The sequence below is a fragment of the Roseovarius sp. MBR-6 genome (assembly GCF_040547525.1).
Lineage (GTDB): Bacteria > Pseudomonadota > Alphaproteobacteria > Rhodobacterales > Rhodobacteraceae > Roseovarius.
The window spans coordinates 77,033-97,772 of record NZ_JBEPPW010000012.1; the positions used below are offsets into that span (position 1 = coordinate 77,033).

Consider the following 20,740-nt stretch of genomic DNA (forward strand, 5'->3'; position numbering starts at 1 on the left):
AATCAGGATATGTCACGCGTCAAAGGTGGGGTTGTCACCCACGCCCGTCACAAGAAAGTCATCAAGGCCGCCAAGGGCTACTATGGCCGCCGCAAGAACACCTTCAAGGTGGCCGCACAGGCCGTCGACAAGGCCAACCAATACGCCACGCGCGACCGCAAGAACCGCAAGCGCAATTTCCGCGCGCTGTGGATCCAGCGGATCAACGCCGCCGTGCGCGCCCATGACGAGGGGCTGACCTATTCGCGCTTCATCAACGGTCTGTCGCTTGCCGGGGTCGAGGTGGATCGCAAGGTTCTGGCCGATCTCGCTGTGCACGAACCGGCGGCGTTCAACGCCATCGTCGATCAGGCAAAGCAGGCGCTGGCCGCCTGAGGCCAGTCGCGGATGAGGGACAAGGATGCGCCGCCCGGATAAACCGGGCGGCGTTTTCCGTTTCAGACTTTGTCGGTCTCGGCCACGGGCACGTAAAGATCGCCGCCTTCGCGGAATTTCTCGGCCATCGCCGCCATCCCCTCTTTCTGCGCCTCGGCGCGGATGTCGTGGCTGATCCTCATCGAACAGAATTTCGGCCCGCACATCGAGCAGAAATGCGCCACCTTGTGCGCCTCCTTGGGCAGGGTCTGATCGTGGAAGTCGCGCGCGGTTTCGGGGTCGAGAGAGAGGTTGAACTGATCTTCCCAGCGAAACTCGAACCGCGCGCGTGACAGCGCATCGTCGCGCCGCTGCGCGCCGGGCAGGCCCTTGGCAAGGTCGGCGGCATGGGCCGCGATCTTGTAGGTGATGACGCCGGTTTTCACATCGTTGCGGTCGGGCAGGCCCAGATGTTCCTTGGGCGTGACGTAGCACAGCATGGCGCAGCCGAACCAGCCGATCATCGCCGCCCCGATGCCGCTGGTGATGTGGTCATAGCCGGGGGCGATATCGGTGGTGAGCGGCCCGAGCGTGTAAAAGGGGGCCTCGTGACAGCATTCAAGCTGCTTGTCCATGTTCTCCTTGATCTTGTGCATGGCGACATGGCCGGGGCCTTCGATCATCACCTGGCACTCCTTGGCCCACGCGATTTTCGTGAGTTCCCCCAATGTCTCCAACTCGGCGAATTGCGCGGCATCGTTGGCGTCCGCAATGGAGCCGGGGCGCAGCCCGTCGCCCAGTGAAAAGCTCACGTCATACTGGCGGCAGATGTCGCAAATCTCCTCGAAATGCTCATAAAGAAAGCTCTCGCGGTGATGATGCAGGCACCATTTGGCCATGATCGACCCACCGCGCGACACGATCCCCGTCACCCGGTTCACCGTCATCGGCACCATGTGCAGGCGCACGCCCGCGTGGATGGTGACATAATCCACCCCCTGTTCGGCCTGCTCGATCAGCGTGTCGCGGAACACCTCCCATGTCAGGTCCTCGGCGACGCCATGCACCTTTTCCAGCGCCTGATAGATCGGCACGGTGCCGATGGGCACAGGGGAATTGCGGATGATCCATTCGCGGGTGTTGTGGATGTTGCGCCCGGTGGAAAGGTCCATCACCGTATCGGCCCCCCAGCGGATCGCCCAGACCAGTTTTTCCACCTCCTCCTCCATCGAGGAGGTGACGGCCGAGGTGCCCATGTTGGCGTTGATCTTCACAAGGAAGTTGCGCCCGATGATCATCGGCTCCAGTTCCGGGTGGTTGATATTGGCCGGGATGATGGCGCGGCCCGCCGCGATCTCGGCGCGCACGAATTCGGGGGTCACATGGTCTGGGATGCTGGCCCCCCAGTCATTGCCGTCGCGCGGTGCCGCATCCGCCTCGCGCAACTGATTCTCGCGGATGGCCACGAATTCCATCTCGGGCGTGATGATGCCCGCGCGCGCATAGGCCAGTTGCGTGGGGGCCGCACCGCCCGTGCCACGAAGGGGTTGCCCCCGCACCGGGAATTCCGGCACCAGCCGGTCGCCGGTGACAAAGCCGTTATCCTCGGGCCTCACATGGCGGCCCTCATAGGCCGCCACATCGCCGCGCGCCATGATCCAGCCGCGCCGCAGCGCGGGCAGGCCGCGCGCGATGTCGGTTTGCGCCTCGGGATCGGTATAGGGGCCGGAACTGTCATAGACCGGCAAGGGGGCCTCGCCCGCCGTGGGATGGGTGGAAATCTCGCGCATGGGCACGCGGATATCGGGGTGCAACGCGCCCGCCACGTAAATCTTGCGCGAGGCGGGCAAGGGGCCGGTGGTCACGGTGGGGGTGGTCAGGGTGGTCATTTTGGTGCTCCTCGAGCCATGGTTCCAAAGAGACCAGATGAGCCGTGGACGGGGAGGCGTGGGGAAGGGTCCCCCTTCGGAACAGACAGACCGCCATGCGGCGCGCGGTTCCCGAGCTTCCTACGCCAGTATCAACTGGATCAGGTTCAAAGGGTCGCCTCACCGGTGTCACCACCTGTCAGCCTCTCAGTCCCCAAGGCGGGACTCCCCTGCAAGGGTGAGGGTAGAACGACGATCTGCGCAGTTCAAGCGAATGTGGCGTCCCGACGGCGGTCTCTTGTCGAGAGGCGGCATTGATTGATAGACCGCGAGGGGCCGGGGCGGGTCATGTCCCCGGAAAGAGGGGGCGCATGACGGACAGGGCGCGCGCGCCGGTTCTTCTGACCGGGGCATCGGGACGGGTCGGACGGATGGTGTTGTGGCACTGGCCGGTTTCGGCTGTGCCTGTCGTGCCACAATATCGTCGGATGGTGCCGGCGGGGGCGCTTCTGTGGGACCCGATGGAGGGGCCGCGCGCGCTCATCGACCATCAGGCGCGGAGCGGACAGACATTCCGGGCGCTGGTGGCGCTGGCGGGGGTCGTGCCGGGCGCGGGCCACGATATGTCGCGCAACCGGATACTTGCCGAGGCCACGCTTGCGGCGGCTGAAAGCGCGGGCATCACGCGGGTGTTGCTGGCCTCGTCTTCGGCGGTTTACGGACCGGGCGAGCATATCACCGAGGACACCGCTTGCGCGCCCGCCAATGCCTATGGCGCGGCCAAGCTGGAGATGGAGGCGGTGGGGCGCGCGTGGCGTGACCGGGGGCTTGAGGTCTGCGCGCTGCGGATAGGGAATGTGGCGGGCGCGGATGCGCTGCTTCTGAACGTGGCGCGGGGGGCGGGGGAGATCACGCTTGATGTCTTCGCGGATGGCGCAGGGCCGCTGCGCTCCTATATCGGGCCGCGCACGCTGGCGCAGGTGCTGGTCACGCTGTGCCTGCATGACGGAGCGTTGCCATCCGCGCTCAACATCGCGGCCCCCGGTCCCGTGACCATGGCCGCGCTCGCACAGGCGGCGGGGGCAAGCAGCCGGCCCCGCCCCGCCCCGCCGACGGCGCATCAGCGCATCACCCTCGATTGCACCCGGCTTGCCGCGCTCCACGCCTTTGCCCCCGAGGACAGCACACCCGGCGAGATGGTCCGCCAATGGCGGGCGGTTGCCTCATGACGCCTGCGAAACGCGCCTTCGACCTTGTCTTTGCGCTGGCCCTCGGGGTGCTTCTGGCGCCGGTGATGGCGCTCACCGCGCTGGCCGTGCTGGTGCTGGATGGGCGGCCTGTCTTCTTCCGGTCCGAGCGGATGAAGACGCCGACCGAGGGGTTTTTCCTTCTCAAGTTCCGCACCATGACCCCGGCAGAGGCAGATCAGGGCGTGTCGGGCGGCGACAAGGCGCATCGCATCACCCGCGCCGGGCATCTTCTCAGGCGGACCCATCTTGATGAGGTGCCGCAATTGTGGAACGTGATCCGCGGCGATCTGAGCCTTGTCGGCCCGCGCCCGCCGTTGCGCAGCTATGTGGAACGCTTTCCGGAGACCTATGCGCAGGTCTTGCGCTCGCGTCCCGGCCTGACCGGGCTGGCAACCCTGCGCTATCACGCCCATGAGGCGCGGCTGCTGGCACAGAGCCGCAGCGCCGCCGAGACCGACGCCATATACTGCCGTGCCTGTGTGCCGCGCAAGGCGCGGCTCGACCTGATCTATCAGCGCCGCCGCACGCTCTGTCTTGATCTGCTGCTGCTCTGTCAGACCGTGGTCAAGGGCTGGCGGTAACGCGTTTTGGCGCAATTCCGGGCCGAAATGGTCCATCGGCCCTGTCCGAAATTCCTTTAACCCCGGCGCAGCAGCCGAAACACCGCCGAGGCCCCCCATCCCGCCGCGATGGCGATGGCAATCGACAGAAGGCCATAGACCAGCGGCTGCTCGCGCGAGAGCGTGAAGAGCCAGCGTTCCAGCCCGACCTTGTGCACGTCGATGGCCGTCTCGAATTGCGACACGACCCGGCCCTCGCGCGTGAGGAAGATGCGCGTGGGATAGATGCCCTCGGTCAGGTTCGCAGGCAGCCGGATCGCGGTGCGGAACAGCGTCTGCTCGTCGAGAGCGACAGTGTTTTCCAAGAGTTGATAGGCGTCCTGCCCGCGCCGGATGCGAATGAGCGCCTCGGTGAAATTCTCGACATCCTCGGCCATGCTGGCCGCGCCCACGGAGCGGATCGCGCGCGGGATCGAGACGCGGTGGCGCAGGTCCTCGGTATTGGTCAGAACCTGATCTAGCGGCCCGGTGGTGGCGACGGCGTAAAAGGTCGGGGCCGCATCCAGCCGCACCTCGTCGGTATTGACCCAGATGCCGAAGCGCCGATCCTTTCGCCGCACGCTCACCGGCAGGGATGGCCCCGCCACGGTGATCACCACGTCGAGCGGGATATCGGGAATCGCGACCTCGCGCTTGACCGCGCCGAACACAAGGATTTCCGACCCCTCGAAGGTGGCCGTGATCGCCACCTTGTCGCTCGACAGGCCCAGAACCACCTCTTCTGCCTTCAGGGGGAGGGCGGCAAGGCACAGGGCAAGCGCCAGCAGCCGCATCAGTGCCCCCCGCCCGCGCCGGAAGCGATGGAATAAAGCTCTGACGGCATCAGCAGCAGGTCAAGCGCCAGCTTGCCGCAGACCGCGAGCACCATGATCGCCAGAAGAATGCGCAACTGCTCCGCCCGCAGCCGCGTGCCGATCATCGCCCCGATCTGGGCCCCGATCACCCCGCCGACAAGCAGCAGAACCGCAAGCGCGATATCGACGGTGAAGTTGGTCGTGGCATGCAGCAAGGTGGTAAAGGCGGTCACGAAAATGATCTGGAAAAGCGAGGTGCCCACGACCACCTTTGTCGGCATCCCAAGGATATAGATCATGGCCGGGACCATGACAAAGCCACCGCCCACCCCCATGATCGCGGCCAGGATACCCACGCTCACGCCCACGATCATCGGCGGAATGATCGAGATATAAAGGCCCGAGGTTCGGAACCGCATCTTGAGTGGCAGGCGATGCACCCAACCGTGTTTCTTGCGCTTGGGGGCCACGCCGCGCCGGGTCTGGCGGATCGCGCGCAGGCTCTCGACGAACATCATCGCGCCGATCACACCCAGAAAGACGACATAGCAGAGCTTGACCAGAAGATCGACCTGACCCAGGGATTTCAGGTAGTTGAAGATGACCACACCGATCGCGGCCCCGATCAGCCCGCCGACGAGCAGCACCGTGCCCATCCTCAGATCGACTGTCTTGCGCCTCAGATGCGCCAGCACGCCCGAGAATGACGAGGCCACGATCTGATTGGCCTCGGTCGCCACGGCGACGGCGGGCGGGATGCCGATGAAAAAGAGCAGCGGCGTCATCAGAAAGCCGCCGCCGACGCCGAACATGCCCGACAGAATTCCCACGATTCCGCCAAGGCCCAGAAGCAGGAAGGCGTTGACCGATACCTCGGCGATGGGAAGGTAGATCTGCATGAATATCCATAGCCTTATCTGCGCGGGTCACGCAAGCGGGCGACGGCAGCGCGGCGCCTGGCGGGCGATCAATTCTTGTTATACGGATTCAGGTTTCGTGATTGCCGAAACTGTCGGGCGGGCGGCGCTCGCCGGATCACAGGTGCTTTTGCATCACCAGGGCCGTGCGCCCACCCGGATAATAGCCCTCCCGCCGGGCGGTTTGCGTAAACCCGGCACCGGCATAAAGCGCCAGCGCCGCCGCGTTGTCCTCGGCCACCTCGAGGAACGCCGTTTCGGCACCGCGCGCGCGCGCCTCGGCGGCAAAGGCGGACAGGCAGGCGCGGGCGTGGCCCTGACGGCGATGGCCGGGATCGGTCGCCAGCGTGAGCAATTCCGCCTCATCCGCGATGACACGGCCAAGGGCAAAGCCGCGCGCATCACCACTGACAAAGACATGGGGCGAGGCCAGCAGCGCGGCAAACTCTGCCGCCGACCATGCGCGCCCCTGACCGGCAAAGGCGCGGGCATGGGTGTCGGCCAATGCCTCAGGCGTCATCGAGGAGGGCCGGCGGCGCGTCGCGGGCAGGCGCGGCATCGGCAGCGCGCAGGTAGAGCGGTGCGGGCGGCGGGCTGTCGTTTGGCGCGTCTTGCGCAATCCGTGCAATGGCCCGGGCGAGCAGGGCGGGCGCAGGCGGCCAGAGCGGGTCCGCCACGCTCTCGACCGGCAGAAGCGCCGGGGTGGCGACATGCACCATCCCGTGCGGGGCCGGGACAACGGGCGTGCCGGGACCACCCCCGGCGCGGATCGCGTCAAACGTGCTCACACCGATGGCGGGTATGTCGAGCGCCAGCGCGAGGCCACGCGCGGCGGCGACGGAAATGCGGATGCCGGTGAAATTGCCGGGTCCGATACCCACGCCGATGCGGGCAAGGTCGCGCCATGTGACGCCGCCCTCGGCCAGCACCTCCTCCAGAAGCGGCATGAGGCGTTCGGCCTGTCCGCGCCCCATCTCCTCGGCGCGTGCCACCAGCACACGCCCGCCGCCAAGCAAAGCGGCCGCGCAATGCGCGGCCGATGTGTCAAAGCCCAGAACGAGGGGGTCAGATCCCGACAGGGCGCACCTCGGTCACTTCGGGGATGTAGTGACGCAGCAGGTTCTCGATCCCCATCTTGAGCGTGATGGTGGACGAGGGGCAACCTGCGCAGGCACCTTGCATATGAAGGTAGACGACGCCGCGCTCGAACCCGTGAAAGGTAATGTCGCCGCCATCCTGCGCCACGGCAGGGCGCACGCGGGTATCAAGCAACTCCTTGATCTGGTTGACGATCTCGGAATCCTCGCCGCTATGCGCGGCATGGCCCGAGGCACCGCCGCCCTCGCCCGACATGACCGGCTGGCCGGATTGGTAATGCTCCATGATGGCACCCAGAATGGCCGGTTTCACATGGTCCCATTCGGTCGCTTCCGCCTTGGTGACGGTGACGAAGTCATTGCCGAGAAACACGCCCGTCACCCCGGGCACCTTGAAGATGCGTGTCGCCAGCGGCGAGGCATCGGCCCCCTCTGCGCTCGGGAAATCGGCCGTGCCCGTGCCAAGCACCGCCTGACCGGGCAGGAATTTGAGCGTGGCCGGATTGGGGGTGGATTCGGTCTGGATGAACATGGCAACGCCCCTTTTTGTTCGCTTCTTGAGATATGCGCGCCGCGGTGCCCCGAGTCAAGGTTTGGAACGGTTCTAAACTCTGTCCGCTCAGGTGCCCGCTCAGGTGATTGCCTCAAGCCGTTCCTTGGACAGGTCGCCGGGCACGATGGTGATCGGCACCGGCAGCGTGCCCGCGTTGCGCGTCAGTTGGGTGACAAGCGGGCCCGGCCCCTTCTTGCTTGAGGCGGCCCCAAGAACGAGCACGCCGATGTCCGGGTCGTCCTGCACATGGGCGATGATCTCGGGCACGGCCTCGCCCTCGCGGATCACAAGTTCGGGGTCGATGCCCTGCTTGTCGCGCATCCATTTGGCAAAGACCTCGAAATGCGCCTCGATGCGCTCGCGCGCCTCCTGCCGCATGAGATCGCCGACACCGATCCAGTGGTTGAACTCCTCGGGTGCGATCACCGACAGGATCGCCACCCCGCCACCGGTATGGGCAGCGCGCATCGCGGCGAACCGCATCGCGTTGAGACATTCGCGGCTGTCGTCGAGCACTACCAGAAACTTGCGCATGATCCGATCCCCTCAGGCGCGCATCATGACGCGGAACGCGTGGCAGGGCAACAGAGGTGATGGGTCTCAGACGAGCACGCCCCAGAGGTCATAATCTCCGGCCTCGTCCACTTCGACGGTGACCATATCGCCGACACTCAGCGCCTCGGTGCCCTCGTCGATGAAGAGATTGCCGTCGATCTCGGGCGCATCGGCCTTGGTGCGGCAGGTGGCCACGCCATCCTCGTCGATATCGTCCACGATCACCGCTTGTCGGGAGCCAACCTTCGCGGCAAGTTTATCCACGGAAATGGCCTGCGCCCTTTGCATGAAGCGATCCCAGCGGTCCTGCTTGATCTCTTCGGGCAGATGATCGGGCAGGGCGTTGGAGCGGGCCCCGGCGACGTCCTCGTATTTGAAGCAGCCCACCCGGTCGAGTTGCGCCTCATCCAGCCAATCCAGAAGTGTCTGGAATTCCGCATCGGTCTCGCCGGGGAAACCCACGATGAAGGTCGAGCGCAGGGCGATGTCGGGACAGATGGCGCGCCATGCGGCAATCTCGTCCAGTGTCCTGGCCGCCGCCGCGGGCCGCGCCATGCGCCGGAGCGTGTCGGGATGGGCGTGCTGGAAGGGAATGTCGAGATAGGGCAGCACCAGCCCTTCCGCCATCAGCGGGATGAGGTCGCGCACATGCGGGTAGGGGTAGACGTAATGCAGCCGGACCCAGGCGCCCAATGACCCCAGACCGCGCGCCAGATCGGTGATATGGGCGCGGTGGCCGTTCGCTTCGGCGTGTTTGATATCGACGCCGTAGGCGGAGGTGTCCTGGCTGATGACCAGAAGTTCGCGCACGCCGCTTTCAACCAGCTTTTCAGCCTCGCGGATCACCGCATGAGCGGGGCGGCTGACCAGACGCCCGCGCATGTCGGGGATGATGCAGAACTTGCACTTGTGGTTGCAACCCTCTGAAATCTTGAGATAACTGTAATGGCGCGGGGTCAGGCGCACGCCGGAGGCGGGCAGCAGGTCAATGAACGGATCGGGCGAGGGCGGGACCGCCAGATGCACGGCATCGAGAACCTGTTCATATTGATGCGGGCCGGTCACGGCCAGAACGCGGGGGTGCGCCCCGGTGATATAGTCAGGCTCTGCCCCGAGGCAGCCGGTGACGATCACACGACCGTTCTCGCGCAGCGCCTCGCCGATGGCCTCAAGGCTTTCGGCCTTGGCGCTGTCGAGAAAGCCGCAGGTGTTGACGATCACCGCATCGGCGCCCGCGTAATCGGGCGAGATGCCGTACCCCTCGGCGCGCAGGCGCGTGAGGATGCGCTCGCTGTCAACAAGCGCCTTGGGACAACCGAGCGAGACCATGCCGATCCTCGGCTGGCCCTCGCGGGCCATCTCGGGCAGGCGCGCGCGCGGCGCGAGGTCGGGGCGAAGATCGGGCGGGTTTTGCGACATGAGGCGCGATATAGCGGTCACGACCGCGCGCGGGAAGGGCAAAAGCGGTTGCCGTCCGGGGGTCGCCGGCCCTAGACTCAGGGGGGCTGGCAAGAAGGGGTGTCTCATGCGGTGGATCGTGCGGTTGACGGGGCTTGTGGCGGTGCTCGCGGCCTTTGTGCTGGGGGCGCTCTTCTTCCTGCCCGGAGAACGGATCGCCAGGATCGCCGCCGAGCAGATCACCAAGGCCACGGGCCGCACCGTCACCATGAGCGGCGAGACGCGGCTGAGTTTCTATCCGGTGCTGGGTGTGTCCACCGGCGCGGTCGAGATCGCCAATGCGGACTGGTCCGACAGGGGCCCGATGCTGCGCGCCGAAAGCTTCAAGCTGGGCGTCGATCCCAAGGTTCTCTGGGGCGGGGATATCCGCATCACCGGGCTGGAGGCGGTCAATCCCGAGATCCGGCTGGAGCGCGCCGCCGACGGGCGCGTGAACTGGGCGCTTGGCGTCGAGGGGGTGGCCCCCTCGGGGCAGTCCGAGGCGGGCACGCCGGCGCAATCCACGCGGCTTGGCCTGACGCTCGACCGGGCGCTGATCACCGGCGCGCGGCTCTCGCTCATCGATCACGGCACCGGCGAGGTGCAGGAAATCTCCGATCTCGATCTCGATCTGCGCTGGCCGGACTATGACGGCACCGCGACGCTCACGGCCGCATTCCGGCGCGGCGGCGGGCCGGTGGCGGTCTCGGGTCATCTGGATGAGGTGGGCGCGTTTCTCGACGGCGAGGTGACCGGGGTTTCGGCCACGCTCTCGGCGGGGGGCGGTTCCGTGGCCTTTGCCGGGCGCGCGGGGCTGCGCCCCGAGGCGCAGGGTCGGCTTGATCTCGATATCGGCGACACGGGCGCGTTTCTGGCGGCACTTGGTGTCGGCGGCGTGGATCTGCCGCAGACCCTCGGGCAGAGCGTCAGGGGCCGTGCCGACCTGACGGTGACCGAGGGCACGCAGGTGGCGGTGCGCGACATGGCGCTTGGCCTTGGCGGCAACAGCCTGAGCGGGGCTGTCGATCTTGACCTTTCGGGCGATGTGCCGCGCTTCAACGCGCAACTGAACGCCGGTGCGCTCGATCTGTCGAAACTGGCCGGGGCGGATCAGACCGGCGGGGGCGGCGGCAGCGCCTCGGGCTGGTCAACCGAGCGGATCGACGCAAGCGGGCTTTCGGCCGCCAATGGCGAGATGGCCTTTGCCGCCGAAAGCGTCAATCTGGGCGATCTGAAGCTGGGCAAGACCCGCGCGCTGATGACGCTTGATCGGTCGCGCGCGGTGTTCGAGCTGCGCGAGGTGCGCGCCTATGACGGGCTGGTGACCGGCGAGTTTGTCGTCAACAACCGGTCGGGCCTTTCGGTGGGTGGCACGACGCGGGCCGAGGGCATCAACCTCGAGCGGTTCCTCGCGGATGCGATGGGGATCACGCGCTTTGCCGCGAGCGCCTCGGGCGAGGTCAGTTTCCTTGGCGCGGGCGCGTCGGTCGATGCGATCATGAAAAGCCTCAGCGGCAAGGGGCGCGCGGCCACCGGGCGCGGCGTGATCTCGGGCTTCGACCTCGACCGGCTGATGCGCGCGGGCGATGTCACCGGCGGGACCACGATTTTCGACGCGATGAGCGCGTCCTTTACCATGGAGGGCGGCAACCTCCTCAATCAGGATCTGGCGATGACACTGCCGCTGGCACGGGCCGAGGGCCGGGGGCGCATCGGACTTGGGGCGCGCGATATCGACTATCTCTTCACCCCGGTGCTGCTCGAGGGGGAGACCGCGCGCGGTTTTGCCATTCCGGTGCGCATCAAAGGGTCCTGGGACAACCCGAGGATCACGCCCGATCTGGAAAAGGCGATCGAGATGAACCTCAAGGCCGAGCGCGAGGCGCTGGAAAAGGAGGCCGAGGACCGGCTGGAACGCGAGGTGCAGGAGCGGCTTGGCGTCACCCCCGAGGAGGGCCAGAGCACGCAGGACGCGATCCAGCAGAAGATCGAGGACAAGGCGATCAAGAAGCTGCGCAAGCTTTTCGACTGAGGGGCGGGATTTGAGTATTTTCGGAACGATGAAACGGGGCGCGCAATGAGCGGGGTCCGCGCGCAATACGAGGCCTATCCCTATCCGGCGCGCGATCCGGAAGACGAGCGCAAGCGGCTCATTACCGGCTCGCCCTCGCATGTGCTCGAGGTGGATCATTTCGTGTTTCAGGGCGTGCGCGACTGGTCAAGGCCCCTGCGCGTGCTGGTGGCGGGCGGCGGTACCGGAGACGCGCTTATCCAACTGGCACAACAGATGACGGATGCCGGGCGGGTGGCCGAGATTACCTATCTTGACCTCTCGACCGCGTCGCGCGCCATCGCCGAGGAACGGGCGCGGGTGCGGGGGCTGACGGGGATAGAGTTCGTGACCGGCAGCTTGCTGGACGCCGCCGGATATGGTGCGTTCGATTATATCGACTGCTGCGGGGTGCTGCACCATCTGCCCGACCCGGCCGCGGGGTTTCGCGCGTTGCTGGCGGCGCTGGCACCGGGGGGCGGCATGGGTTTCATGGTCTATGCGCCCTATGGCCGGTCGGGCGTCTACCCGTTGCAGGAGGCATTCGGAACCCTCTTCGAGGGCATGGCCCCCGAGGCGCGGCTGAGGGCTGCGAAGAAACTGGTGGCGGGTTTGCCCGAGGGGCATCCCTTTGCCTGCAATCCCAATCTGGGCGATCACAAGCAGAGCGACGCGGGGTTCTATGACCTGTTGTTGCACAGCCAGGACCGTGCCTTTGACGTGGCGGCGCTGGTGGCGATGCTGGACGGGACGGGCTGGCACCTGTCGGGCTTTACCATGCCCGCGCTCTACGATCTCGCGCGGATGGCCGACGCGCCCGCGCCTCCCGATCCGGTGGCGCGCATGGCGGTGGCCGAGAAGCTCAACGGCACGATCAAGACCCATGTGGGCTATGCCGTGCGCGCCACCGAGGCGCGCGGCCCCGCGAAAGGCACCAACCGGGCGCTGGTGCCGCATCTCAAGGGTGCGCGCGCCGCCGATCTGGCGCGCGCGGTGGCGGCGGGCCAAGGCCCGAAGCTGGGGTTTGGCGGGTTGAACGCGCGGCTGACGCTGCCGCGCGAGGCCGCGCGCCTGATCGCGGCGGTGGACGGGCGGCGCAGCCTGAGCGAGATTGCGCAGGCCACCGGCACCGATCCGCTGGCGATGGGGGCGCTCTGGGCGCGGATCGAGCGGGAATTGGGCGATTACGGGCTGATGCTCTATTCCTCGATCCTGCGGCGCTGAAGCATGGTGAGGCCAAAGCGCGGCAGGCGCAGCGCGAGCCGCCAGAGGATGCCCGAATACTCCGCCTCGCCCGCCATCTGCGCAAGAAACATCCGCCGCAGCGTGGCGGAGCGGGCGAAGGCATGGGCAAAGGCCGGTTCGGTCGCGGGCAGATAGAGGAGCGGGCGCAGCAGCCGGGCCATCCGCAGATCGCGGTGCAGCGGGCGCAGCGCCGTGCGGTAAAGCGCGAGTGCCCTCTCGGGGCGGCCTTGGGTCAGCGCCTCGACGGCGGCGCGCGCCGCCATGCCGCCGCTCGCCATCGCATGACCGATCCCCTCGCCGGTGATCGGATCCACGAGCCCCGCCGCGTCGCCTGCAAGCAGGACCGCGCCGCGACCGGGATGGGCGCGCACATCGCCGAAGGGCAGGAACTGGCCCTTGAAACGGGCCGCGGGGACCTTCAGTCCGAGCATGTCGCAATAGGCGGCCATGGCGCGTTTCAGGTCGGGGTTTTTCCCCAGAAGGCCGCCCACGCCGATGGTGGTGGACTGCCGCTTGGGGAAGGCCCAGCCATACCCCCAAGCTGCGGCGGCAAGGTCGATGCGGATGGTGTCGCGGTCGATCTGCGGCGCGTCCGCCTCGATTTCCAGCCCGAAGCCGATGCGCGCGTGATCGAAGCTCTGGCCGAAAAGCGCGCGTGCGATCTGGCTGTTGACCCCGTCCGCACCGATGAGCACGCCGTAGCCGAGCACCGGGCCGGTGGTGAGGGTGAGGCGGCGCGTGGCGGTATCGAGCGTCGCCACGCCCTGCCCGGTGAAGTCCTGCGCCCCGGCGCCAAGTGCCTGGGCGCAAAGTGCTGCATCCATCTCGCGGCGCATGGTGGCGCAGAGCGGGGGCGCATCGGCGATGACCCCGGCTGGGCGGCCGCGATGGTGGAACGCCACCACCGTCTTGCGCTCCTCGGGGGCAAAGGGCATGGGGTGTCCGAAGATATCGGCATAATGCGCACGTGCGCGACCGGTCACAAGGCCGCCGCAGAGCTTGTCGCGCGGAAATGTCTTGCGGTCCACGAGGGCCACGGAAAGCCCCGCACGCGCCGCACGGAACGCCGCCGCAGCGCCCGCGGGACCCGCCCCCACCACGATCACGTCAAAATGCACCATCGCCTCAGACCTCGGGCAGCGCATCGCGCCGGATCATGGTGCGCAGGGCAAAGCTTGACCGCAGGGCGCGGATGCCGGGGGTCTGCATCAGGCCATCCTCCAGAAACCGGTCGAAAGAGGTGAGGTCGGCGGCCACCACGCGCAGGAGAATATCGCGCGTGCCGGTCATGAGGTAGCATTCCATCACCTCGTCGAAGCGCCGCAGCCGGTCCTCGAAGGCGCGGATCGCGTCGCGGCTGTGATGTTCAAGCTCTACGAAAACGAAGATGTTGAGCGGCAGGCCGAGCCGCGCCTGATCGACGCGCGCGCCATAGCCGGTGATCACGCCGTCAGCCTCGAGCCGGGCGATGCGGCGGGCAAGCGGCGTGGGCGACAGCCCCGCCTCGGTCGAGAGATCGGCGAGACGCGCGCGCCCGTCGCGTTGCAGCGCCGCCACGATCCTGCGGTCGATCCTGTCCATTTTTTCCAATTCTCCGGGCCTTCTTGGCGGAAATCCCCAAAACTCACGCCGAATTGAGCAAGGTTTGCAGTTTTTCGGCGCTGCTTTGCTTCTACCTTGGATGCAAGGAGGATTCCACCATGCTGACACGTCTGGCATCTGCCACCCATGAAGAAGTTTACCGCGTCGAGGACCGCGACAGCGGCCTTTATGGGTTCATCGCGCTGCACTCCACCCGGCTTGGACCGGCGGCGGGGGGCCTGAGGATGCGCGCCTATGAGAGCGAGGAGGCCGCGCTTGCCGATGTGCTGAACCTTGCGCGCGGGATGAGCTACAAGAACGCGGCCGCCGGTTTGCCGCTTGGCGGGGGCAAGGCGGTGATCATGGGCGATGCGGCGCGCGACAAGACCCCCGCGCTCTTGCGGGCCATGGGGCGGGCCATTGATGCGCTTGGCGGGCGCTACTGGACCGCCGAGGATATGGGTATGTCGCCCGAGGATATGGCCGAAATCGCACGCGGCACGCGTTTTGTCGCGGGGCTCGACAGCGGGGCACATGCCAGCGGCGATCCCTCGCCGGTGACGGCGCGGGGGGTGCTGGGGGCGATGCGCGCAGGCGCGGCGCGGCTCTGGGGCAGCGACGACCTGACCGGGCGCACGGTGGCGGTGCAGGGGCTGGGCCATGTCGGCTGGCATCTGTGCCGGTTGCTTGACGAGGCGGGTGCGCGGCTGATCGTGGCGGATATGGACCCGGTGCGCGTGGCCGAGACGGTGCGCGCCTTCGGCGCGCGGGAGGTGTCGCCCATGGCGATCCACGCGGTCGAGGCGGATGTGTTCGCGCCCTGCGCCATCGGCGGGGTGCTCAACGCGGCAAGCATCGCGGAGATCCGCGCGGCCATGGTCTGTGGTGCGGCCAACAATCAGCTGGCCACGCCCGAGGACGCGGACGCGCTCCATGCGCGCGGCATTCTCTATCTGCCCGATTACGTGGCCAATGGCGGCGGGATCATCAACGTGGCCGCCGAGATTCTGCGCATCGGCGACCGGGGGCCCTGGGTCGAGGAGCGGTTGGCGGCGATGCGCGCCACGATGGAGCGGCTCTTGGCGCGCGCGGCGGGCGAGGGGACAAGCCCCGCGCCGATGGCCGACCGCATGGTGGAAGAGGCGCTTCTGGCGCGTGCGGGATGAATTGAGGGGCGGGCGCGGGTCTGCTAGGCTGAAGGCTGATGCCGGAGGACCCGCCATGCGCCTGCTCTCGATGATCGGATTGATGGCCGCCCTTGGCAGTGCAGCGGCGGCATCGGAGGTGCGGCTGAGCGAGCGCGTCACGCTGGCCCATGGCAGCTATGACATCGGTGGCGGCATGACCGTGGCGGCGGAGTTGCGGCGCACGGCAAGCGGCGGCACCGCGCTGTGCGGGGTCTGGGCAGAAAGTGCGGCGCTCGCCGCCGTAACCGTGGGAGAGGCGCGCCGGAGCCTGTCCCTGGCCAGCGTCTATGTGGACGGGCGGCGAACCGCGCAGGATCTGGGCTTCATGCCGAAGGTTGCGCCGCGCCTTGATTATGCGGGCGCGCCCGCAGTTTGCCGCCGCGTCGATCTGCCCTGGCGCGCGGGGCTTGTGCCCGAGGTGTTCCTGCCGCGCCGGACGATCCAGCCGGGAAACCGCGACACGCTCGGCAACCGGGTGGGGTTTCGCCAGACCGGCACGGGTGCGATGAGCGGCGCGCTCGAGGTGATCCCGCTGCTGCGCCGCCAGATCGGAACGGTGCCGCTCTCGTCGCTGGCGACGGTGGTGGAAGGGCGTTACAGCAGCGGCGGCGGGCTGCGGCTGGCCGCCGAGATCGTTGCGGTGAACGGAGAGGCCGCGCTTTGTGGCGCGTGGTCGGACCTGCCGGTGCAGGTGGCGCAGACCGTGCCGCTGGGGCGTGCGGTTCTCGCGGAGGCGGCTGTGACACTCGGGCGGCAGCGTCTCGATGTCGACCCTGGCGCGTTCCGGCGGGTGCGGGCGCGCGGCGATTACACGGGTGCCACCGCCAATTGCCTGGCCACGGGCCTGCGCTGGACGCCCGCGCTTGGGCGCGCGCGGCTTGGCATCGCCTTGCCGGACCTTGTGGTCTATCGCAATACCACGCCGCGGGGCGCGCAGCTTATCCGTTTTGCCCCGCGCCGGTAGGGCGCGCTATTCCGCCAGATGACAGGCCACGCGCGCGCCGCCCAGTTTGCGCATCTCCGGGCGCTCGCGCCGGCAGCGCTCGACGGCGATGGGGCAGCGCGGGTGAAAGGCGCAGCCCGAGGGCGGGTTGATCGGGTCGGGGATCTCGCCCTTGGGCGGCTCGATCTCGCGGCCGAACCCGTCCATGCGCGGTGCTGCGGCAAAGAGCATTTGCGTGTAGGGGTGGCGCGGGCTGGTGAAAAGCTCTTCGCGCGGCGCTTCCTCGACCAGCCGCCCGAGATAGAGCACGCCGATCACATCGGCCATGTGCTGCACCACCGTCAGATCGTGGCTGATGAAGAGATAGGTCAGGCCAAACTCCTCGCGCAGGTCGCTCATCAGGTTGAGAACCTGCGCCTGCACGCTCACGTCAAGCGCCGAGGTGGGCTCGTCGCAGACGATGATGCGCGGCTCGGACGCCAGTGCGCGGGCGATGCAGATGCGCTGTCGCTGGCCACCGGAAAACTCGTGCGGGTATTTGTCGGCATCAATCGCCGCAAGACCCACCTGCTCCAGCAGCCGTTCGGCAAGGCCCTGCGTGTCGCCGCCCTGCACCGACACCGGCTCTTCGATGATGCTGCGCACCCGCCAGCGCGGGTTGAGCGAGGCGAAGGGATCCTGAAAGATCATCTGGATATCCGCGCGCACCCGCGCCACGGCCCCGGTATCATGCGAATTGGCCAGATCCACCCCGTCCACCTCGACCGCGCCCGACGAGGGCCGCAAGAGGCCCACCACCATCTTGCCGATGGTGGATTTGCCCGATCCGCTTTCGCCCACAAGCGCATAGACGGATTTTTCCGGCACCTCGAAAGAGACATCCGAAACGGCCGTGAGATGCGCCTTCGGCAGCCGCTCGATCACCCGGTTGAGCCAGGGTTTCGACACGTCGAAAACGCGGGTAAGGTTTTTCACCGAAATGAGCGCGCTCATGCCACGTCCTCGGCGGCGGAGTGTGTCAAAGGATGCCAACAGGCCGCGCGTCCACCGCAGCCCGTGACCGTGGGCGCAGGGTCCTGGCGGCATTGCGCATCGGCCCGCTCGCAGCGCGGGTGAAAGGCGCAGCCATCGGGCAGCGCATCGAGGCGCGGCATGGCACCGGGGATCTGGCGCAGGCGCTCCCGCCCGACGCTCGCCAGCGGGGTCGAGGCCATCAGCCCCGCCGTGTAGGGATGCGCGGCGTTCTGGATCACCGCGCGCACCGGCCCGATCTCGGCCAGCCGTCCGGCATAGACCACCGCCACCCGGTCGACGGCCTCGGCGATCACGCCCATGTCATGCGTGACCAGTATCACCGCCAGCCCCCGCTCGCGGCAGAGCCGCCGCAGGAGGGCCACGATCTGCGCCTGCACGCTCACATCGAGCGCGGTGGTGGGCTCGTCGGCAATGACAAGTTCCGGCTCGGCGCAGAGCGCGAGCGCGATCACCACACGCTGCCGCATGCCGCCCGAGAACTCGAACGGGTAAGAGCCAATCCGCGCTTTCGCCGCCGGAATGCCCACCTCGTCAAGTGCGGCCACCGCGCGGCGCAGGGCCTCGGCCTCGGACACGCGAAGGTGCAGGCGGATCGTCTCCGAGAGCTGCTCACCCACCGTCAGGAGCGGGTTGAGCGAGGTGAGCGGGTCCTGAAAGATCATGCCGATCCGCTTGCCGCGAATGCGCCGCATCTCCTCGGTGGGCAGGTTGTCGATGCGCGCGCCCTTGAGGCGCACCTCGCCCCCGGTGATCCGCGCGGGACGCTCCAAGAGGCCGATGACGGCATTGCCGGTCATGGATTTGCCCGCGCCGGATTCGCCGACCACACCCAGCGTCTCGCCCGCCGCGATGTCAAAGCTCATCCCGTCCACGGGGCGCAGAACGCCGCGCCTTGTGGGGATTTCCACGGTGAGGTTTCGGACGGAGAGGATGGGGGTGGTCATGTGCGGCAAACCTTGGATTGTGCATATTTGGCGTGACGCTCAGGAATGCCGCGGACGGATCGTGATAACCTCGCAACAGGCCTGCACGGGTCGGCGGATACTGGACCCCGCGCGGAATCAAGGCGTGCTTGCACGCCGCCGCGCGAGCGCCCGACCGCCCCCTCGGGCGGGCGCTTTTGCAACGGTGCGATCCGCTCAACCGTCGAAGTATGTGGCACCATAAAGCGCGAACCAATTAGGTTGCTGCGCCCACCCGGCGGTCGGGCCCCCGCGCGACTATGCCACACCGCTTGATCCAGCGGAGATGTGGCTATGTTCTGCCGGATAGACAACACTACCTCAACCTCGGGTTCAACGCGTCGCGCAGCCAGTCGCCCAGCAGGTTGACCGAGAGCGCCAGCGCCAGCAGGGTGATCGCCGGGAAGAGCAGGATCCACCACTCGCCGGAAAAGAGAAACCCCTGCCCGATGCGAATGAGCGTGCCGAGCGAGGGTTGCGTGGGCGGCGCGCCCACCCCCAGAAACGACAGCGTCGCCTCGGCGATGATGGCCAGCGCCAGCGAGATGGTGGCAATGACCAGCACCGGGTTGAGCACATTGGGCAGGATATGGCGCAGCATGATCGACACGGGCGTGCGCCCGATCAGCCGCGCCGCCTGAACGTATTCGCGGCTTTTCTCCACCATCGTCGCGCCGCGCACCACGCGGGCGAACTGCACCCAGTCGCTGAGGCCGATGGCGAGGATCAGCACCCAGATCGCCATCTGGTCACGGTGTTCGGGCGGGGTGATGCCCTTGGCGATGCCGAAGATCAGCATGGCGACAAGGATCGCCGGAAAGGTCAGCTGCACATCGGCGATGCGCATGATGATGGTCTCGGTCCAGCCGCCGAGATAACCCGCCAGAAGCCCCAGCGTCACCCCGATCACCAGCGCCAGCATCACCGCCGCGAAGCCCACGAAAAGCGAGATCCGCATCCCGTAAAGGATGGTCGAGAACACGTCGCGCCCCTGATCATCGGTGCCCATCAGGAACACCTCGCCGGTAAAGGCATTGGGTTCCATCGGCGCGGTAAACCCGTTCATCAGGTTGAGCGTGGCCGGGTTGAACGGGTTGTGCGGCGCGATGAGGGGGGCGAAGACGGCCGCCAGAACAAGGATCAGCACCACCGCCGTTGCGGCCATCGCCACCGGCGCGTGGCGGAACGACCAGATCAGATCGCTTTCCCAGGCGCGGCGCAGGCGAGAGGGGGCGGCGGGGGGTGTCAGGGCCTCGTCGCTCATGCCTTGGCCTCCGTGCCGCGATCGAGCCGCAGGCGCGGGTCAATGGCGAAATAGAGCAGATCGACGATGAGGTTGATGCCCACGAACATCACCGAAATCAGCATGAGATAGGCCGCCATGACGGGGATATCGACGAATTGCACCGCGTTGATGAAAAGAAGCCCCACGCCGGGCCATTGAAACACCGTCTCGGTGATGATCGCAAAGGCGATGATCGAGCCGAGTTGCAGCCCCGTCACGGTGATCACGGGCACCATGGTGTTCTTGAGCGCGTGGCGGAAATTGACCGATTTCTCGCGCAGGCCGCGTGCGCGGGCAAAGCGGATATAGTCCATGCGCAGCACCTCCAGCATCTCGGTGCGCACCAGCCGCATGATCAGCGTCATCTGGTAGAGTCCCAGCGTGATCGCAGGCAGGATGATCGCCTTGAGGCCGCTTTCGGTGAGAAACCCGGTGGTCCAGCCACCCAGCCGAACCACCTCGCCGCGCCCGAAACTGGGCAGCCATTTCAATTCGACCGCGAAAATATAGATGAGCAGGATGCCGATCAGGAAGGTGGGTAGCGACACGCCGATGAGCGAGACGGTCATGATCACGTTGGCGGCCACGCCCCGCCGCCGGATCGCGGTAAAGACGCCAAGGGCAATGCCCCCCACAAGCGCCATGATCCCCGAGACGAAGGCCAGTTCCAGCGTGGCGGGCGCGCGCTCCAGCAGGATCTCGGTGACGGGCCGCCCCTGCCGGTAGCTCAGCCCGAAATTGCCCTGCGCGGCCTGGGTGAGGAATTTCCAGTATTGCACGGGGAAGGGCCGATCAAGGCCAAGCTCGGCGGTCAGCCGCTCGATATCAGCCTGGGTGCGTTCCTGCCCCAGCATGGCATCGACCGGATCGCCGACGAAACGGAACATGGCAAAGGCCACCAGCCCCACGACCAGAAGCACCAGCACCGATTGCCCGACACGGCGGAGGATATAGGCCAGCATCGCGCACCCCTTCCAAGGATCGGGCGGCGGAGTGTCCGCCGCCCG

21 protein-coding genes and 1 riboswitch are annotated in these 20,740 nt (G+C 67.1%); of the genes, 7 read left to right on the top strand and 14 right to left on the bottom strand.

What is annotated here, in order from left to right; translation table 11 throughout:
- Nucleotides 1–9 precede the first annotated feature (9 nt).
- A complete protein-coding gene (rplT, locus tag ABIE57_RS14545) occupies nt 10–375 on the top strand; it encodes a 50S ribosomal protein L20 (RefSeq protein ID WP_354539757.1) in 366 nt (121 codons plus the stop codon).
- Nucleotides 376–437: 62 nt separating this feature from the next.
- On the opposite strand, the gene thiC is transcribed toward rplT, so the two are convergent.
- Nucleotides 438–2,243, bottom strand: a complete 1,806-nt coding sequence (thiC, locus tag ABIE57_RS14550) for a phosphomethylpyrimidine synthase ThiC (protein WP_354539758.1) — start codon at nt 2,241–2,243, stop codon at nt 438–440.
- A 100-nt stretch (nt 2,244–2,343) separates the two neighbouring features.
- Nucleotides 2,344–2,464, bottom strand: a riboswitch (TPP riboswitch).
- A 129-nt stretch (nt 2,465–2,593) separates the two neighbouring features.
- Between thiC and ABIE57_RS14555 the strand changes: the two genes are divergently transcribed.
- Both ABIE57_RS14555 and ABIE57_RS14560 read left to right on the top strand, forming a co-directional pair.
- Entirely contained in the window at nt 2,594–3,451 is an 858-nt protein-coding gene (locus tag ABIE57_RS14555; RefSeq protein WP_354539759.1) for an NAD-dependent epimerase/dehydratase family protein, read from the top strand.
- Nucleotides 3,448–4,053 (top strand): sugar transferase, encoded by a 606-nt coding sequence (locus tag ABIE57_RS14560; protein WP_354539760.1) that lies wholly within the window; start codon nt 3,448–3,450, stop codon nt 4,051–4,053. The genes ABIE57_RS14555 and ABIE57_RS14560 overlap by 4 nt, the downstream gene beginning before the upstream one ends.
- Before the next feature lie 56 nt (nt 4,054–4,109).
- Here the strand turns inward: ABIE57_RS14560 and ABIE57_RS14565 are convergent, their stop codons facing one another.
- The 7 genes from ABIE57_RS14565 to rimO form a co-directional block, all read right to left on the bottom strand.
- Nucleotides 4,110–4,868 carry a TIGR02186 family protein gene (locus ABIE57_RS14565; protein ID WP_454283758.1) on the bottom strand — a complete coding sequence of 253 codons (759 nt, stop codon included), beginning with the start codon at nt 4,866–4,868 and terminating at the stop codon, nt 4,110–4,112.
- Nucleotides 4,865–5,785 (bottom strand): sulfite exporter TauE/SafE family protein, encoded by a 921-nt coding sequence (locus ABIE57_RS14570; protein ID WP_354539762.1) that lies wholly within the window; start codon nt 5,783–5,785, stop codon nt 4,865–4,867. The genes ABIE57_RS14565 and ABIE57_RS14570 overlap by 4 nt, the downstream gene beginning before the upstream one ends.
- Before the next feature lie 136 nt (nt 5,786–5,921).
- A complete protein-coding gene (locus tag ABIE57_RS14575) occupies nt 5,922–6,323 on the bottom strand; it encodes a GNAT family N-acetyltransferase (RefSeq protein ID WP_354539763.1) in 402 nt (133 codons plus the stop codon).
- On the bottom strand, nt 6,313–6,882 hold the full coding sequence (tsaB, locus tag ABIE57_RS14580) for a tRNA (adenosine(37)-N6)-threonylcarbamoyltransferase complex dimerization subunit type 1 TsaB (protein ID WP_354539788.1): 570 nt from the start codon (nt 6,880–6,882) through the stop codon (nt 6,313–6,315). The genes ABIE57_RS14575 and tsaB overlap by 11 nt, the downstream gene beginning before the upstream one ends.
- Nucleotides 6,869–7,432 carry a NifU family protein gene (locus tag ABIE57_RS14585; RefSeq protein ID WP_354539764.1) on the bottom strand — a complete coding sequence of 188 codons (564 nt, stop codon included), beginning with the start codon at nt 7,430–7,432 and terminating at the stop codon, nt 6,869–6,871. Before ABIE57_RS14585 ends, tsaB begins: the two co-directional genes overlap by 14 nt.
- Nucleotides 7,433–7,531: 99 nt before the next feature.
- Nucleotides 7,532–7,987, bottom strand: a complete 456-nt coding sequence (locus ABIE57_RS14590) for a universal stress protein (RefSeq protein WP_354539765.1) — start codon at nt 7,985–7,987, stop codon at nt 7,532–7,534.
- Nucleotides 7,988–8,053: 66 nt separating this feature from the next.
- Nucleotides 8,054–9,427: a 30S ribosomal protein S12 methylthiotransferase RimO gene (rimO, locus tag ABIE57_RS14595; RefSeq protein WP_354539789.1), complete on the bottom strand. Its 1,374-nt coding sequence runs from the start codon at nt 9,425–9,427 to the stop codon at nt 8,054–8,056.
- 106 nt (nt 9,428–9,533) lie between these two features.
- Here rimO and ABIE57_RS14600 point away from each other — a divergent pair, with 106 nt between their 5' ends.
- Nucleotides 9,534–11,477 (top strand): AsmA family protein, encoded by a 1,944-nt coding sequence (locus ABIE57_RS14600; protein ID WP_354539766.1) that lies wholly within the window; start codon nt 9,534–9,536, stop codon nt 11,475–11,477.
- Nucleotides 11,478–11,522: 45 nt separating this feature from the next.
- A complete protein-coding gene (locus tag ABIE57_RS14605) occupies nt 11,523–12,719 on the top strand; it encodes a class I SAM-dependent methyltransferase (protein WP_354539767.1) in 1,197 nt (398 codons plus the stop codon).
- On the opposite strand, the gene ABIE57_RS14610 is transcribed toward ABIE57_RS14605, so the two are convergent.
- Both ABIE57_RS14610 and ABIE57_RS14615 read right to left on the bottom strand, forming a co-directional pair.
- Nucleotides 12,695–13,861, bottom strand: coding sequence for a geranylgeranyl reductase family protein (locus tag ABIE57_RS14610; RefSeq protein WP_354539768.1), 1,167 nt, complete (start codon nt 13,859–13,861; stop codon nt 12,695–12,697). The genes ABIE57_RS14605 and ABIE57_RS14610 overlap by 25 nt on opposite strands.
- 4 nt (nt 13,862–13,865) lie before the next feature.
- On the bottom strand, nt 13,866–14,321 hold the full coding sequence (locus ABIE57_RS14615) for an Lrp/AsnC family transcriptional regulator (protein ID WP_354539769.1): 456 nt from the start codon (nt 14,319–14,321) through the stop codon (nt 13,866–13,868).
- A gap of 119 nt (nt 14,322–14,440) precedes the next feature.
- Here ABIE57_RS14615 and ABIE57_RS14620 point away from each other — a divergent pair, with 119 nt between their 5' ends.
- A complete protein-coding gene (locus ABIE57_RS14620) occupies nt 14,441–15,487 on the top strand; it encodes a Glu/Leu/Phe/Val family dehydrogenase (RefSeq protein WP_354539770.1) in 1,047 nt (348 codons plus the stop codon).
- Nucleotides 15,488–15,542: 55 nt separating this feature from the next.
- The gene (locus ABIE57_RS14625; protein ID WP_354539771.1) at nt 15,543–16,472 is read left to right on the top strand and encodes an orotidine 5-phosphate decarboxylase; all 930 of its coding nucleotides are present in this window, start codon (nt 15,543–15,545) and stop codon (nt 16,470–16,472) included.
- A 6-nt stretch (nt 16,473–16,478) separates the two neighbouring features.
- Here the strand turns inward: ABIE57_RS14625 and ABIE57_RS14630 are convergent, their stop codons facing one another.
- From ABIE57_RS14630 to ABIE57_RS14645, 4 genes are all read right to left on the bottom strand, one after another.
- Entirely contained in the window at nt 16,479–17,444 is a 966-nt protein-coding gene (locus ABIE57_RS14630) for an ABC transporter ATP-binding protein (protein ID WP_354539772.1), read from the bottom strand.
- Nucleotides 17,441–18,430: an ABC transporter ATP-binding protein gene (locus ABIE57_RS14635; protein ID WP_354539773.1), complete on the bottom strand. Its 990-nt coding sequence runs from the start codon at nt 18,428–18,430 to the stop codon at nt 17,441–17,443. Before ABIE57_RS14635 ends, ABIE57_RS14630 begins: the two co-directional genes overlap by 4 nt.
- Before the next feature lie 334 nt (nt 18,431–18,764).
- Nucleotides 18,765–19,712 carry an ABC transporter permease gene (locus ABIE57_RS14640; protein WP_354539774.1) on the bottom strand — a complete coding sequence of 316 codons (948 nt, stop codon included), beginning with the start codon at nt 19,710–19,712 and terminating at the stop codon, nt 18,765–18,767.
- On the bottom strand, nt 19,709–20,695 hold the full coding sequence (locus ABIE57_RS14645) for an ABC transporter permease (RefSeq protein ID WP_354539775.1): 987 nt from the start codon (nt 20,693–20,695) through the stop codon (nt 19,709–19,711). Before ABIE57_RS14645 ends, ABIE57_RS14640 begins: the two co-directional genes overlap by 4 nt.
- Between the last annotated feature and the right edge of the window lie 45 nt (nt 20,696–20,740).